We start from the raw sequence: 15,291 nt of genomic DNA, 5'->3' as shown, positions 1-15,291 counted from the left end.
CGCGCCCCGGCCGCCGTTGCTAGGCTCGCGAAAGATGAAGGCCGACAAGCAGATCCTCGACACCGATGCCACCGTTTGATCCGCCCCGCGTCGGCTTCCTGCCCAAAGAGGGACTCCTGGTTTTCTACAGCGGACTGTTGTCGCTCAACGCCGGTTACGTCAACGCGGTCGCGCTGCTGATCCTCGCGTTTCCAGTCGGCAACCTGACGGCAGTGACGACTCAGCTCGGTATGAACACGGCCAACCCGTGGCTGTATGAGGGTCACCTGCTGGCGGCGATCCTGGTCGGCTTCCTGGCCGGGGCCACCACCGCCGGTGCGCTGCTCGGGTCGACCAAGGCGTTGACCGGTCCGCGTCATGCCGCCGTCCTGACCGGAGAAGCCGTCTTTCTCCTGCTGGCCGCCTTCGGTGTGGAAGAGACCGCGGTCAGAGCCGCCATCGAATCGATCGGTATCGAACCCTCCGTAGTGCAGGCGATGTTCGCGGCCCTCGCCCTGGGCATGCAGAACGGGCTGACATCGAGCTTCCGTGGCATGGCGATCCGCACCACCCACTTCACCGGCACCGTCACCGATCTGGGACTGATATTGGGACGCAGCCGCGAGAACGGCATCGACAAGTTGAAAGCGACCGTGCTCACGGTCACCTTGTTGCTGTTCCTCAGCGGCGGCACGGTAGGACTGCTCATTGGCGCGCGGCTCGGCGGCTTCTCGTTGACTGTCCCGGCGTGCGCGTGTGCGGCCTTCGCGGTGGCCAATGTCGCCTACCGCCGATTCGGCGCAGGCGACCGTGTTGGTTCGGCACCAGAAAGTCATCGACGCGCGGGCCTCGGTGTCCCGCGTGACGGTTTTCCCCCCACGCACAGCAAAGCTGGATCGGACGCGCGTGTTCGAGTACTCAAGACGTCTGGTGAGACGAACGCTGGCACAGTCGGGAATTCCTCCAACGACGCGGCGAAAGCCACATAGCCCTTGTGCTGCGTTCGCGGTGGCCGATATTGCTCCCGTCGACTGATCGCGGGCGACGTGTCAGAGCGGAGCGGCGAGGGACGTCGGGTCGCTACCGGCGGGACTCGCTAACGGCACGCTGCCTATCAGCCGAGCGCCCTCGGCGGCTTCTGCCGAACCCGCCGCCTCGTCGCCGCCGATGTGCTCTTCCTCGTCGTCCTTCTTGGTGTCTTCGTCCTGCGGCTTGGTGTCGCTGGCCAGCTGCGCCGGCGCAGCGCCTTGCGAGCCGCCTTGGGATCCGGCTTGCTGCGCCGTCTGGCTAACCGTCTGTGCGATCGGCGACGCCTGCTGCGCCCATTGGCCGGCCTGCGGCGCCAACTGCACCATCTGGGGAACTGTCGCAGCGACGCGCGGCGCGAGTGCATCGGCCTGCGCACCGACCGCGGCGCCGACGGTCCCGCCAGCTGCTGCGGCCGCACCCATGGGCGCCCCTAGCAGCCCAGCGGACTGTCCGGTCACACCCGCCGCCGCGCCGGCCACCCCGTTGGTCTGCAGGGTCTGGGCGGTGGCGCCGAATTGTGATTGGGTCAACGCCTCCCCGAGCGACTGGTCGGCCTTGGCGTAGATGTCGGCGGCCGTGGCCATGCTGGTGGCGGTGCGCTTGAGCGCGGCGGTCACCCCGGGCAGCCCGTCGGACACCAGCGACTCGATGCCGGGCATCGTCTCGTTGATCGCCGCCGACACCGGATCCGACCCGGCTACCGAGATCGGCGCGGGAGCCGTCGGAAACACCAACTCCGCCAGCTTGCTTCCGGCGGCAATCAGGCGGGCGGGATCGACGGCCAACGGTTCAGCCACCGCAAGATCCCTTCGCTTGATTACGCATTGAGCAAATTTTACCGTGCCCGTTGTCGCGTCGGCCGCGCCAATTTTGTTGTGCAGTGCCCGCGTCAGAAACGCAGGTTACGCACCATGTCGTACACACCGGTGATCCACAGCAGCAGCGGAATGATGGACGCGACCATCGCGCCGTCGATCAATTCCAGAATGCGTTTCATCACCGGCGAAACGCGGCGGACCTGCGCCGTCGCCCCAACCACCAGGAGCGCCACCACGGCCAGGCCGAGATAGATGGCCAAGAACATCCAGGCGTAGTGCGGGTACCACAAGCTGAGCTTGGCCGTCAGCCCGGTGGGAATGGCCACGGTCGCTGCCAGCAACGCCCACGCACACCAGCGGTCGGCGTACAACCGGGACCGGAAGCCGCAGATCGCGGTGATCAACCCGGCCACCACCAAGCTGTGCACAAAGAAGTGCCCGTGCACCACCACGGCGATCGCGCCGGCGGCCAGGATCAGCGTTCCGGCCGCCACGTAGCCGATGAGCAGTTGCTTGGCGAGCAGGCTGCGCTCGGTCAGCCGGGCGGCCGAAGCCGGCGCTGAAGCGATGATCGCCTGCCAGGTCGGCGTCTCTTCGTTGGTGGCGTCCTGGGCGGTGACCGGGTCGAGCAGTTCCTCGTTGTCGACGGTCTCGCCCGGCACCGGAATCGGCGGCAGCGCGATACGTGCCACGGCCACAGTCAATTTCGCGGCGTTGGTCACGATGAACAGCCCGAAGGCGATGGCGCCGGCCGGCACCCAATGCTGGTAGCCGTAACCGTAGGCGACCGCGGCGGCGGTGACCGCGATCGAGGTGATGACGACGAACGACGCGGCTTCATGACGGCGGCGAGGACCGCCGCGGGTCAACAAGGTCAGGAAGAACACGGCGGTGGCCGCGGCGGCCAATTGTGGTGCGCCCAGCAAGTTCACCCCGCGCGGCAGGGGAACGGCGATGGCCGCGGCGCCGGCGATCAGCGGGTAGGCCGCCAACAACAGATACTCCGAGAAGTGCGCATTGCGGTAAAAGCGTTTGGCCACAAACGAACCCACCAGTACCGCAATGCCGAGAACGGCGATGGCGATCGGCCAGAACACACTGCGCCCCGTCGACCACCAAGCCCGCATGGCGACCGCTATGAGGGGAAAGGCCAACACGGGGATCGCTATACCGACGAAACGGTTGAGCGCCGCCCGGTCGAACTCCGGCGATTCGTCGAGCACCGCGATGGCGTCGATGACGTCCTCGACCAGCGGCCGGTACCGCTCGGTGCGGCTCGCCGACACCAAGGTCAGCAGCGACCCGTCGACCACCCCGGCCTCGTCGAGGGACTGGTCGAGTTTCAACGGCGGGGCGCCGGGCCGGGCGAACGTCCACACTCCTTGGGCGGCGAAGTCGAAGCCGGCCAACACATCCGCGGGAGTGTCTTCCAGCAGATCGGCCAGAACGGCGACCGTCTCGTCGATATAGGTCTCGATCGGCACGGCGGCCGGCAGCACCAGATCGGTCATCCGTCTACCGGTGAGGATGGTCACTCGGGTGCTGGCGGGTTTGGCCGAAGCCGCCCCCGCAGCGGTCGAGCCGGCAGCAACAACGGGTGCGCTCAACGACGTCCCGCCCTTTCGAAATCGTCGGACAAGGCAGCGGCCAGCTCGAGAACCCGCCGCCGATACAGCGGGTCGAGTTGGTCGAGCTGGATCTCGGTCCCGGCGGCGATGTGCTTGTCCCACGGCAGGACAATGACGCGGCCGGGTTGGACCTGTTGTTCGAAGCGGCGCACCAACTCCTTCTCGGCGACGTTGGTCTCGCCTTGCGCCACATGGTTGACCACCACACAGGCGCGGCTCAGCAGGTCCTGAAAGCCGTTGCGCTGCAACCACTCCAGTGCTGCCGCGGCTTGGCGCGCGCTGTCCACCGACACGTTGGTGACGATGACGACCGCGGACGCGGTGTCCAAGACGCCGCGGGTCACGGGGTCGAAGAGACCAGCCCCGCAGTCGGCCAGCACCAGGTTGTAGAACTTCGACACGGTGGTGACCGCGTAGCGCATGTCTTCGCCGCTGAGGCCGCGTTGTGCGGCGGTATAATCCTCCGCGGGCAGAATCTCCAGGTTGGCGCCATTGACGCTGGTATGGGCGCGGACGTCGTTGTAGTGGGAAACGTCTTTGGCCGCAACAAGATCGGCGATCGACGCGGGAGAGGAACGACCCGTCCGCTCGGCCAGATTGCCGCAGCCCGGGTCGGCGTCGAGCACCAGGATTCGGTCACCGCGAACCTGTGCCAAGGTGGTTCCGAGGGTCACCGTCGTAGTGGTCTTGCCCGCGCCGCCCTTGAGCCCGAGCACACCGATCTGATACGAGCCGCGCGGCCTGCGGCTGACCCGGGCGCGCAATTCCAACTCATATTTTTCGTCGGGCGACAGGCCCAGGTTGATGCGGGTGACCCGGTACACCCAACCCCGCCAGCCGCGCTGCGGGATCGGTTTGGCCGCCTTCTTGGCCGGCGGGGCCGGCTGCGTCGGGGCCGGCAGCACCGGGGCTTGTGCTCTGGTCGGCCCGGGCGGCGGATTACCCGGGCGCCGACCTCCGTTCGGCTCAGGTGGAAGTTGTTGTGGCGCAGGGGCTTCGGTCGAGGGCAACCAATTGAACCCGGGTCCGCCGTTGGGTGGTGCCGGCGCCGCCGCGCGCGTCGGCGGGGGTATGGGCGCAGCGGTTGTTGGGTCGTCGTCGGTCTCGCGATAGCGGTGTGCCCGCCGTGCCCGGGGCGGGGCAGCTTCGGAGCCTGGTGGCACCGGTGGTATCAAGTCGCTCACGCGCACCCTGCGCGCCGCGGTTTCCGGCGCGGGGGCGTGCCGGGACGGCGGCGCGGGGCGCGGTGGCGGCGGCGTGGGCTCGACACTGGGCGGTCGCGGCGGTTGGGGGCGCGGCGGCGCGGCACCGCCGATGGGCATAGGCGGGGCGGGTGCTGCCGGTGGTGCCTGCGCGGCGGGCTGCGCTGGTGGCGGGGGCGGGTCCGGGGGCGGCGCTTCGGACGCTTGGGGCGCCTCGACCGGCTCGACCGAGGCCGGCGGTTCCGGCGAAACGTCCTCCTGCTCGGGCACCGGCTCTTCGGTGGGCGCAGCGTCGACGGGCATCGGGGGCGGCTCGGCGGGATTCTCGTCGGACCCGGGTGGGCGTGCGCCGATCGGCATCGGCGGGCGAGCCGACTTGGGTGCCGCGGGACCTGCGACCGGCGGCTCGGGCAGCGGTGGCGGCATTTCGGGTGGGGCCGGCGGCGGTTCGGGATTCTCCGGCGGGGCGCCTAAGAAGACGGGAGGCGGCAGTGGCGGCGCGGGGGGTGGTTCGGGCGCGGCCGGCGCGGGTGCCTGGTCGTTCGACCAGGCGACGGGTGGCGCGGACACGGCGTCGCCGTTGGTTTTGGTCGGCGGCGGATAGCCGGAGTTGGGATCGAAAAATGTTTGCTCAGCGTCGTCGTATGGAGCATCCGAACCCTGCGCCGGCCGAAATAGCTCGTCATAGTCGGCCGGCATAATAACCTCTCGAAAGGTCGCAAAAAGAACAAAACACAAGAAGGGGCGAGATCCCTAAATGGTTGAGCTCGCCCGATCTCGTGCTTCGGTATTCTACGCGTATGCGGGGTGTCTTATGCGAACATCCCGGTCACGTTGCCCTCGGTCGACTGCATGGCCTGACCGGCCTCGCTGATGGTGCGCGAGAGGTTCTGCAGAGCGTTGTTCAGCTCCTGCGCGGTGGCGTCCCACTTCTGCTGAACGCCCTGGTAGGCCTCGGAACCGCTACCGCCCCAGGCCGCCGCCAGCTTGGTGAGCGACTGCTTGCCCTCGTCGAGCAGGGAGTGGATGCTGGTGACGTTTCCCTGAATGGCGCTGGCCGCGGCCTCGATACCCGCGAAATTCCACTGCTGTTCTGTCATGTTTATGCTCCGTTTCTTATTGGTATCGGGGGATGATCAGAAGCCCATTTGCGAGGACAACGCTTGCTGCTGCTCCTCGTCGGCCCGGGAGTATTGGACGCCGGCCTGGCGAATGTTGGTCGAAATCTCGTCGAGTTCGGCCTTTTGCTTGTTGGCCGCCTCCTGGAAGCGCACCACCGCGGCCTGAGCGGCCTGGCCCGCCGCGCCCTGCCACTGGCTCTGCAGCGAACCTGCAGTCGACTCGACCTGGTCGATCTGCGTCTTCAGGTCACCGGAAATTCGTTCGAAGTTACCTGCCTCTTGCGCGAGGGCAGCGGCATCGGTCTTCATCTCTGCCATGCTGGACTACTTTCTCTTTTCTCTGTGCCTCGCCATTGTTGGCAAGTCTTCCGGCCCGGTTGGCCGGGAAGTCTGTTGTGACTGAAGGCGGTCACCAGTCGTCCTGGTCGTCCCAGTCGTCCTCTTCGTGCTCATCGTTTTCTTGACTGAGCGGCGCCGGCGCGGCCAGCCCCGGCCGGGTCGAGCCGCCGGAGCCAGCACCCTGACCCAAAGCACCGGCGCCCACCGGAGCCGCACCGCCGGTGGTCGCAGGCCCGGCCGCCGCGGCCGGCATCATCGCGGGGGAAGCGGGCTTCTCGATCAGTCCGGACATCAGCGGTGTACGGGCCAACGTCCCGCCCGCCCCGGGCAGCGACTCCGCCCGCAGCAGGCCGGCGCCGGTGCTCGGTCCCGAACCACCCGCCAGCGGGTGGTTCGACAACGGGCTGGTGCCCAGCAGACCCATTTGGGCGCCTTCGTTTTCGCCCAGTCCACTGCTGCTGCCGCCGGAGCTGCCCATCTGGCTGAACATCGACGACACCTGCTGCACCGGCTGAGCCAGTTGTTGCATGGGGCCGCTCATTTCCGCGAGCTGGCCGGCCGTGGCCTCCACCTGGCCCGGCGCGACGCTGCCGAGCTTGGGGGCCATGCCCATGATCGGGCTCGAGGTCATGCTCTGGCTGGTGCCGGGATCCAGGATCGCCGTCATCGGCTCGAGTTTCTCGAACATCGTGTTGGCGATGGTCTCGGCCTGATAGACGTCCATCGCAAGGGCGGCCTGAGTCCACATCCGGATGAAGTAGTCCATCTCGTTGAAAGCGATTGGGACGGTGTTGATTCCGAAGAAGTTGGTCGCGACGAGGACCGCCGTGGTGATGTGGTTGGCCGCGATCTCGGCCAGCGAGGGAGTCGTCGCCATCGCTTGGGTGTACGCGGCCGCCTGCGCCGCGGCCTGCACCGCGCGCGTCTTGGCCTGCGTCGACGCGGTTTGCAGCCAGGTCACCATCGGCAGCGCGGCCGCGATCGCCTTGTCGCTGCTGCCACCGGTCCACGCCTCACCGAGGGAGTTGAGTCGCGCGGTGAGTTCGACGGCTTGCGAGTCCAGAGCGGCCGCCAGCGCCTCCCACCCCATGGCTGCGGCCAGCATCGGAGCAGCGCCCGCGCCGGCCATCAGGCGTCCGGTGTTGATTTCTGGTGGCAAGGCGTGCCAGAACATGGTCATCTGCTCCTTTCTTCAATGCGCAGTTGTGCAATTTTTCCGGGGTGCGTTCTTCGTCGATCTTTTGAATTGGTAAATCGGACTGAAACTGTTCAGTTATGGCCGGAAACAAACCCGGTGGTGCACCGCTGACCGGGCTGGATTACCTCGGTGATCTCGGTCCCGCATTGCCGGGTGAAATAATCCTAACCGGGGTTCGGGGGTGCTGAGAACACTTCTTCTGGCGGCTCGATGTAGGGCGCTTGGACGACCTCCTTCCCGTCCGGAGAGACGAGAAACGCCTGGCCAGGGGGCCGACGCTTGACCTTGAACTCACTTGACGGGAACTCCTGCTTCTCGCCGGAGAGGAACAAGGTGGGTGCGCCGGACCCGAAAGCGGCGCCGACGAACTTGTCCATCGTCGCCTTGTAGGCCTGGCTCATCTGACAGGTGACAATGATGTGCAAGCCAATATCGGCCGCGGCCGGCAATAACGGCGCCAAAGGTGCCATTGGCGGCATCCCGGCAGCGGCGCCGACAATCATGTGCCAATCGTCGACGAGCAATACGACATCGAATCCGCTCCACCAGGAACGGCTGCGCAATTGTGCCGTTGTCAGGTCGGTCGGCGGCAGCCGCTTTTTCAGGTTGACCGCCAGCGCCTTGACGGCCTCGTCCAGGCTGGCGCTGTTGCGGTTGATGGCGCCGGCGGCGAGCAGATGCGACTGCGGTACCGCGTCCAGGAGCCCGGAGCGGTAGTCGGCGAGCATGAACCGAACCTGGTCCGGACTGTTGCGGGCGCAGATGGCCCGCGCGATGGCGTGAGCGATCGTCGTCTTACCCGACTTGGCCGCACCGAAGATGAGCAAGTGCGGGTTGGAATGCATGTGCGCGTAGGCCGGCGTCAGATCCGTCTCGCGCAGCCCCACCGGGATCTCCCAGCGAGTGCGGTAATCGGACTGCGGGCCAGGCGGATTGGGGTCGAGCTCGTGAAGATGGATGCGGTCGGGCAGCACGCGGACCGGCGGTGCCTGCTCGGTGGTCTGCGCGGCGATCTGGGACACCCCCGCGGTGATTGCCTCGACCAGGTTGTCGGTGCTGTGCACGCCGTCGAACCGCGGCACACCGATCATCAGGTGATGCTTCTCTATGGACACCGCGCGGCCCGGGCGATTCGCCGGGATATCGCGGGTGATCCGGTCGATCTGGGTCTCGTTGACATCGCCGAGCCGGAACTCGATCTTGGTGCCCAGGTAGTCGCGCACGCGGGATTTGAGCTCGGTCCAGCGCGGCGTGGAGATGACGACGTGCACGCCGAACGCCAAGCCTTGTGCGGCCAGGTCCTGGACCTGCCCTTCGAGGTCGGGGAATTCGCCGATGAAGCCGGGCCAGCCGTCGATGATCAAGAACACGTCGCCGTACGGGTCGGCGGCCACGGGTTGATTGGGGTCGTCGCGCAGTTGCCGGTACACGGCGATCGAGCCGACCCGGTTCTCCTTGAACGAGATTTCGCGCTGCCGCATGACCGATTGCATCTCGGCGACCACGCGGTTGACCTTGTCCGGCTCGGAGCGGTTGGCGACGCCGCCGACGTGCGGCAGGTTCTCCAGGTAGATCAGGCCACCGCCACCGAAGTCGATGCAGTAGAACTGCACATTGCGCGGTGAGTGCGTGGCGGCAGCCGACATCACCAGCGTCTGCAGCAGCGTCGACTTCCCGGTCTGCGGCGCGCCGCCGATGCCGATGTTGCCGCCGGCCCCCGAAACGTCTACTCCCCAGGTGTCCTGGAGATGACGGCGCGGCTCGTCCATGATGCCCAGCGCGAAGCGCAACGGCCGACGCTGCCGGTCTTGGGCGAGTAGCTCGTTGAGCGGCGTGGGGTTGATCAGCGGCGGGAGCCACATCTTGTAGGCGCGGGATTCGGCGGTGCCGAGTTGGTCCAGCACCACCTCGCGCAGCGTGCGCGTCTCCTGGGTGGTCATCGTGACAGCGCCTCCTCGATGGCGGGCACTTCGCCGTTGACTGCTCCGTTGGTCGTCACCTCGTCGACGACGGGTGCCGCGGTGAACTGGCGGATCCGCACGGCTTGCTTGCCGACCTGCCGGCTGGGTCCACTGCCGTCACCGTTGGTCTCGGCGCCGGCCGGTGGCACGTAAGGGCCGCTGATGTAGAAGGTGCTGAACTTGACCGGGTCTTCCATGCCCACCCGAAGGAAGCCCACACCGCTTTCTTTGTTGGTGATGTACTGGGCCTCCGGCGTGCCGATCACGGCCTTGGACTCGTGAGAGCTGGTGGTACGCAGGGCGATTCGGTAGGTCAGGTTGGGCTCCAGCTTGTCGATCCGGACGCCGCCGGTCTGCAATGACTGGGTGGCCAGCAGCAGGTGCACCCGCAGCGAGCGGCCCACCCGGCAGATCCGGTCGAACAGCCCGATGAAGTCCGGATGGCTTTGCAACAATTCGGCGAACTCGTCGACGACCACGAAAAGCGTTGGCAGCGGCGGCAAATCGGCGCCACGCTCGCGATACTTCTCGTACTCGGCCACACCGGAAAGAGCGCCCGCGGCACCGACTTTCATGCCGGCCTGCCGCAGAATCGTCTGGCGCCGGTCCAGTTCGCCGGTCAGTACCTCGCCCATTCGGCTGACCAGCTCGGCTTCTTCGGCCATGTTGGTGACGACGGCGGCCGTGTGCGGAAGCTTCTCCATGCCCAGGAAAGTCGAGCCGCCCTTGAAGTCGGTGAGCAGCAGATTGACCTGATCGGGGTGCGTCATGGCCACCAGCGACAGGATCAGGGTGCGCAAGAACTCCGACTTACCCGACCCGGTGGTCCCGATGAGCATGCCGTGCGGGCCGGCCCCGAACTCCGCGCCCTCCTTGATGTCCAGGTACATGACGTTGCCGGTTTTGAGCTCATGTCCGAACGGGATTTTCAGCCGGTCCCGGTCGGTGTCGGTGTACATCCGCCAGCGCGCGGGCGTGATTTCCTCGACACTCTTGGCGCCGACCAGCTGGTGCCAGTCGGTGGCGACCTTCTTCTGGACGCGTTGGGTCTTGTCGAGGATGGTTCCGGTGATCGACCAGCCGGCCAGCTTGCGCGCCAGGCGGTTGGCCTGCTGGGGTGTCATGCCGTCGGCCGTCGAGGTGACCAGGCGGAACTGCTGGCCGGGCAGCCGGTCGTCCGCGGTCCCGTCGTCGGCGACCCGGATGCGGTACGACGATCCGCGGTGGTTGCCCAGCGTCAGCACCGTCATTCCGGCCCGGCCGTCGGGCGGGAAGCCCGCCTTGCCGCCGGTGAGGTCGACGACCACGACGTAGGGGCCGGTGGGCAGCGTGTCGGGTGCGTGCGGGCCGCGGGCGGCCAGGTCGGCCAGCGCGTCGGGGCGGCTGTAGATCATCCGCACCGGGCCCGCGGCGTCGGTCTCGGTCTGATGTTGGACGTGCGGAAGCCATTTGAGCCAGGACCAGTCGGGGTCGTCGGGATCGTCGGTGAGCACGCGGATCTGCAGCAGGTCCGGCGGATGGAACACCGCCAGATGGCAGATCATCGCCGTCAGCAACCGGTCGGCGCCCGGGCGGCTGCCGCCGATTGCGATAGTGGGAAAGGTGCGCAGCTGCACCAGCTTTGGGCAGTCGTGGATGAGTCCGTGGGTGCGCAGGAACTTCACCACCCACATGTGGCTCACCGGTTCCAGATATGGCTGCGGTGCTGCGGTGGCGGCGGCCAGTTCGCCGCCGACGGCGGGCTTCAACAGCCGGTCGACGGCCGGCTGGTCTCCGATGCCGATGCGGGTGGCGGCGTAGAAGTCGCTGTTGGCCGGGCGTGACCACTGCCGCTGGGTGCCGACGATGGACAGCAGGTCCTCGGGATGCGGTGCGTGGTAGGAGAAGAACGCCACCTGGGAGCTGGCCGACGACGTCACGCGTCCGCGCAGCCCGGCCAGGTACCGCAGGTACTCCTTGCGGTCGGCGTTGATCTCGGGGACTTTCTTGCCGCCGCCACCGGTGCCGCCGGCCATGCCGCCGACCATCATCATGACCATCATCAGCGGCATCATCAGCATGTACGGCGACAGCTGCTTGCCGCCGGCGAACATGATCGCGATCATGCCGAGCATGCAGCCGCCCATCACATAGGGCAGCGCTTTCTGCACCCCCGACGGCGGTATGTCGATGCCCAGGTCATCGGGTGGGGTCAGGCTGATTTCCCCCGGGGTCAGCCGAGGACCGCGAGTGATGGTGGGCGTGAACTTCTTGGTTGTCATTGCGGCGCTCCGGGGGTTCCAGCGGGAACTTTTCGGGGATTGGGATCGGCGGGTAACGTCTCGTGCTCGAGCAAGGCGGCATCTTTGGACAGCACCGGTCCATCGACCAGGAGGCGAATGACTTCCCAGGGCGCCGTTTTGGGCGAACCCAGGCCGAGCGCCTTGGCGGCATCGGCGTTCGGCACGCCATAACGCACCCCTTCCGGGTCGATGTAGTACATCGATTCCCCGTAGCGGGGGTCCGGTGACTGCAGCTGCACGAACTTGCCGCCGTCGAGGTAAACCGTTGCCGCGCCGTTGATTTGCTTGATCCCGGTGTGCATGGACGCCGGCGCGATCGGGAGGTGTCGGCCGGAGAGCACCGTTGTCTTGGGCGCTTGGTCACCCGCACCGCGTTCCCACATCCAGCACAGCGTGGGCTCCTCGGGCCGGGACATGATCTTGAGCGGTTCGCTGGGCAGCGGGGAGGGGTACACCCGCTCCGGGATGCGAACGGCCAGGCTCGGAACGATGGCCGGGGGCTCGACCAAGCCATGAGATTGCGTGGCGCGCAACGCGGCTGCGGTGGTGGCGTTCACTTGGGCGATGCCGTCGGGCAACACCACGTAGTAGCGCGGTCCGTTGACCGTCCGGAGCTGGAACACCGACCCGATCACCAGATCATCGGGCAAGTCCAGGGTGTTGGGTTGTCCGGCATTGGGTATCGGCGGCAGTTCCCAGGCGCCCATGGCGGGCAGCGCATTGAACATGCCCTCGGAGATGGGGACGGCCGTCGCGGTGACCGGTATGCCCATGGCCGAGGTCAGGGCGCGGTCGTTGAGGTCGATCGAGTGGCGGCCTTTGGCGGTGATGATCCACGTCTGGCCCTGGTAGGTGGCCAGCATCGCCTCGTTCGCGTCGACCGGATCGACCGAGGCATCGATCAGCAACGGCATTGCCAGTACCGACGTCTGCACCGACACCGAGGCGGTGTTGGGTCGGGCCACGGTGTCACACAGCGTCCACGTCGAATTGCTGTCACCGGAAACCGGTGTCGCATAGGGGGCGCCGGGTATGCCAATGGTTTGACCCAGCGGCAGCTTGCTCAGCTCCGAGGACTTCACGGCGGCGGGGGAGTCCGGGTTGCCCAGCGCCAGCCGCGCGGAGGTCAGGTTGTAGACCGGGTGCAGCTGACCGGACAGGATCACATACAGCTGGTTGGTGGAGCGGTCGGTGAGAAGGTTTGTGCCACCGAGCTTTCCCTGGGGCTTGAAGTAGGCCAGCAGCCCGGCGCCGACGAGGATCAACACCGCGATGATGATCCCGAGGCCCACCGAGCGGCTGTAGAACTGCAGGGGATCGTCGAACATGCGGGTGTCGCGCCGCACGATCGCATGCTCGACCCGGCGGAGCAGGAAGCGCCAGCCGCTAACCTGAACCTTGGTGGTCAGGCGAAGCCCCATGTGTCACTCTCTCATGTTGAGGTGTGCATGCACCGCGGCGATCGCCTCGGCCATGTCTGCGCCGTTGATCTCTTGCAGTCGCTCTACGTCGAGAGCTTCGATGTCCAAACCTTGGGCCAGCCGCATGTCCCGGCACTGTTCGGCGGCCTCAACCAGTTGCCGTGCGTAGCGGCCGTTTCCGGCGATGTCCAGGGCTGCCCGGCCCCGCACCGTCCGGTCGTGCAGCATCTTGGCCGCTTCCAGGAACTTGTCGGCCGCTTCGGCACTCAACGTCGAATCGTTGCCTGCGGCAATCACTCTCGCGATTTCGAGTAGCTCCTCGGCGGTGTAGGTGTCGAACTCGATGCGGGTGGCGAAGCGGGACCGCAGCCCCTCGTTGGTTTCCAGCAGCCGGTCGATGTCATTGCTGTAGCCGGCGATGATCACCACCAGCCGGTCGCGGTCGTTTTCCATCCGCGCCAGCAGCGTGTCCATTGCCTCCTGTCCGAACGGGTCGGTGCGCCCGTCGCGTTCCTGCACCAGTGCGTAGGCCTCGTCGATGAACAGCACGCCGCCCATCGCCTGATCGATCGTCTTCGCCGTCTTGACCGCCGACTGCCCCTCGTATTCGGCGACGAAGTCCTTCCGCGAAGTCTCGACGAGCTTGGGTTCGGCGATCACGCCCAGCCCGGCCAAGATGTTCGCGACCACTCGCGCGATGGTTGTCTTACCGGTGCCAGGTGGCCCGGTGAAGATCATGTGCTTGCTGGGCTGCGCGACCTTCATCCCCTTGGCGGCGCGCACCCGGGCCAATAGCGTTGCCGCCCGGTATCTTTCGATCTGGTTCTTGACCCGGCTCAGCCCGATCTGCCGGTCGAGTTCGGCTTGCGCCTCGGCGAGCAGTTTTTCGCGACCGGAATTGTCCGTCACGACGCTGCCCGGGTCCCATGGATCCGAGCGAGAGGCGATCTGTTCGGCGGTCGTGGTCTTCAGCCGGTAAGACGGATCCTTGAGCGCCGCCGCCACTTCCGGACCGGGATGCGTTGTCTGCAACCACTCCAACAACGCGACCGCGGCGTCCTCGTTGCCTTGGCTGCGCCGGGCCATGGCCAGATACCAGGCGATGGCGCGTGCGCAGGCTTCACCGGCGGGGGAGTCGTTGGCTTCGGTGAGTCGGCGCTCGGCTTCGGTGAACAAGCCGAGGTTGGCCGCGGCCACCCCGTGTGCCACACCCGCGGCGCCGGTCAAGAATTTGTCCGGCCACTTCCCGGCGCCCTTGACTTCGTCGATGACCTCGGTCCACCGTTGCGCCGCCCCGTAGATCACGGCTTTGAGCCAGGACGCCAGATGCTCGGAGCCGCCGAGCGCGCCGGCCTCGATGGCTTCCAGCGCGTCGGCGTAGTTGCCTTGCGCCGCTTCGGAAGCCGCGAAGCCCATGGTGATCGCCAGCGGCGAGGTGACCGGGTAGGTGATGTCGCCGTAGAGGCCGCCGATGGGCACCCGGGCGTTGAGCGTGCTCATCGAGATCTGCACCGAACCGGACAGTTGCCCGAAGTTGCGGCGCGAGTACCAGGCGCGAAACAGCGTCACCCGATCGGTGTCACCGCACCGGATCCGGCCGACCCAGGCGTCACACGCCGACTCGTCGTAATCGGTGATCTCGGTGAACATGTCCAGAGACCGCGCCTCCGACAACGGCAGCATGCCGACGGCACTCTCGAACAGGCCGGCCAGGCGATCAGTCATTGATCACCGTTGTAGCGGGCCGTGTAATCAACGTCGTAACGACTAGCGAACACTTCGGCTTCGGCTGCGGCCGCCTCTTCGGGAGTGGGGAGATTGAGCGTCATACCGACGAACTCACGCAACAGGGCGCTTTCCTCGGTGCCTTCGCCCGCGGCCTCCTGCATGGTCTCGAGCATCAGGGTGTGCTGGGCCGCGCGGGCCTTCTGCCGGGCCAGGTCGGCGATCACGAAGATCTCTTCGGCGAGTCCCGATTCCGACATGGTCGATGCTTTGTCTGTCACGGTGACCTGCTGAATGATGCCGCCCATGAGCGCCGTCACCGATACCGAACCCTGGGGGTTGGTGACGGTGAACAGCTCGAAGTCGGGCTCTTCGTCCTTCTCGGTGAGCCCGTGTAGCGCTTCCAGTTCGGTTCCGGAGTCGTCGGCGCCGACCGGCGCGTACCCATCCAGCGCGTCGAGGGACGACTCCTGGGTGGTGGCCCCGCCGGAGAAATCCAGCGCGCCGAGATCGTCGGTGTCGTAATTGTTCCCGGGCAGGTCCACTATGGCGGTCCTTTCTTCAACTTGGTGCGGCAAGAGTTGCGGG

The 15,291-nt window shown here is 66.7% G+C and carries 12 protein-coding genes; 1 reads left to right on the top strand and 11 read right to left on the bottom strand.

What is annotated here, in order from left to right; genetic code table 11:
• Positions 1 to 65 precede the first annotated feature (65 nt).
• Entirely contained in the window at positions 66 to 968 is a 903-nt protein-coding gene (locus I2456_RS27815; RefSeq protein ID WP_085073293.1) for a YoaK family protein, read from the top strand.
• A gap of 60 nt (positions 969 to 1,028) precedes the next feature.
• Here the strand turns inward: I2456_RS27815 and I2456_RS27810 are convergent, their stop codons facing one another.
• The 11 genes from I2456_RS27810 to I2456_RS27760 all read right to left on the bottom strand — a co-directional run bounded on the left by I2456_RS27810 (position 1,029) and on the right by I2456_RS27760 (position 15,248).
• The gene (locus tag I2456_RS27810) at positions 1,029 to 1,805 is read right to left on the bottom strand and encodes a hypothetical protein (RefSeq protein WP_068023906.1); all 777 of its coding nucleotides are present in this window, start codon (positions 1,803 to 1,805) and stop codon (positions 1,029 to 1,031) included.
• Positions 1,806 to 1,897: 92 nt separating this feature from the next.
• Positions 1,898 to 3,433, bottom strand: a complete 1,536-nt coding sequence (eccD, locus tag I2456_RS27805) for a type VII secretion integral membrane protein EccD (RefSeq protein ID WP_085073294.1) — start codon at positions 3,431 to 3,433, stop codon at positions 1,898 to 1,900.
• Entirely contained in the window at positions 3,430 to 5,355 is a 1,926-nt protein-coding gene (locus tag I2456_RS27800) for a MinD/ParA family ATP-binding protein (RefSeq protein WP_163703886.1), read from the bottom strand. Before I2456_RS27800 ends, eccD begins: the two co-directional genes overlap by 4 nt.
• 113 nt (positions 5,356 to 5,468) lie before the next feature.
• Positions 5,469 to 5,756, bottom strand: a complete 288-nt coding sequence (esxA, locus tag I2456_RS27795) for a type VII secretion system ESX-1 WXG100 family target ESAT-6 (RefSeq protein ID WP_068034018.1) — start codon at positions 5,754 to 5,756, stop codon at positions 5,469 to 5,471.
• Positions 5,757 to 5,792: 36 nt separating this feature from the next.
• Entirely contained in the window at positions 5,793 to 6,095 is a 303-nt protein-coding gene (gene esxB, locus I2456_RS27790; protein ID WP_068034020.1) for a type VII secretion system ESX-1 WXG100 family target CFP-10, read from the bottom strand.
• Positions 6,096 to 6,186: 91 nt separating this feature from the next.
• Positions 6,187 to 7,290 (bottom strand): PPE family protein, encoded by a 1,104-nt coding sequence (locus I2456_RS27785; protein ID WP_085075816.1) that lies wholly within the window; start codon positions 7,288 to 7,290, stop codon positions 6,187 to 6,189.
• A gap of 188 nt (positions 7,291 to 7,478) precedes the next feature.
• On the bottom strand, positions 7,479 to 9,254 hold the full coding sequence (gene eccCb, locus I2456_RS27780; RefSeq protein WP_085075807.1) for a type VII secretion protein EccCb: 1,776 nt from the start codon (positions 9,252 to 9,254) through the stop codon (positions 7,479 to 7,481).
• Positions 9,251 to 11,536, bottom strand: a complete 2,286-nt coding sequence (gene eccCa, locus I2456_RS27775) for a type VII secretion protein EccCa (RefSeq protein WP_085075808.1) — start codon at positions 11,534 to 11,536, stop codon at positions 9,251 to 9,253. Before eccCa ends, eccCb begins: the two co-directional genes overlap by 4 nt.
• Positions 11,533 to 12,978: a type VII secretion protein EccB gene (gene eccB / locus I2456_RS27770; protein WP_068158036.1), complete on the bottom strand. Its 1,446-nt coding sequence runs from the start codon at positions 12,976 to 12,978 to the stop codon at positions 11,533 to 11,535. Before eccB ends, eccCa begins: the two co-directional genes overlap by 4 nt.
• A gap of 3 nt (positions 12,979 to 12,981) precedes the next feature.
• On the bottom strand, positions 12,982 to 14,703 hold the full coding sequence (gene eccA, locus I2456_RS27765; protein WP_085075809.1) for a type VII secretion AAA-ATPase EccA: 1,722 nt from the start codon (positions 14,701 to 14,703) through the stop codon (positions 12,982 to 12,984).
• The gene (locus tag I2456_RS27760) at positions 14,700 to 15,248 is read right to left on the bottom strand and encodes a DUF2694 domain-containing protein (protein ID WP_082952395.1); all 549 of its coding nucleotides are present in this window, start codon (positions 15,246 to 15,248) and stop codon (positions 14,700 to 14,702) included. Before I2456_RS27760 ends, eccA begins: the two co-directional genes overlap by 4 nt.
• Positions 15,249 to 15,291 lie beyond the last annotated feature (43 nt).

Source organism: Mycobacterium kubicae, assembly GCF_015689175.1.
Lineage (GTDB): Bacteria > Actinomycetota > Actinomycetes > Mycobacteriales > Mycobacteriaceae > Mycobacterium > Mycobacterium kubicae.
The sequence above is the reverse complement of the archived record's forward strand: the minus strand, read 5'-3'. Positions and strand labels throughout refer to the sequence as shown.

Coding starts and splice junctions, on each gene's coding strand:
- esxB (WP_068034020.1), bottom strand. CDS start 6,095: ATGGCAGAGATGAAGACCGATGCCGCTGCCCTCGCGCAAGAGGCAGGT.
- eccA (WP_085075809.1), bottom strand. CDS start 14,703: ATGACTGATCGCCTGGCCGGCCTGTTCGAGAGTGCCGTCGGCATGCTG.
- I2456_RS27800 (WP_163703886.1), bottom strand. CDS start 5,355: ATGCCGGCCGACTATGACGAGCTATTTCGGCCGGCGCAGGGTTCGGAT.
- I2456_RS27785 (WP_085075816.1), bottom strand. CDS start 7,290: ATGTTCTGGCACGCCTTGCCACCAGAAATCAACACCGGACGCCTGATG.
- esxA (WP_068034018.1), bottom strand. CDS start 5,756: ATGACAGAACAGCAGTGGAATTTCGCGGGTATCGAGGCCGCGGCCAGC.
- I2456_RS27815 (WP_085073293.1), top strand. CDS start 66: ATGCCACCGTTTGATCCGCCCCGCGTCGGCTTCCTGCCCAAAGAGGGA.
- eccB (WP_068158036.1), bottom strand. CDS start 12,978: ATGGGGCTTCGCCTGACCACCAAGGTTCAGGTTAGCGGCTGGCGCTTC.
- eccCa (WP_085075808.1), bottom strand. CDS start 11,536: ATGACAACCAAGAAGTTCACGCCCACCATCACTCGCGGTCCTCGGCTG.
- eccCb (WP_085075807.1), bottom strand. CDS start 9,254: ATGACCACCCAGGAGACGCGCACGCTGCGCGAGGTGGTGCTGGACCAA.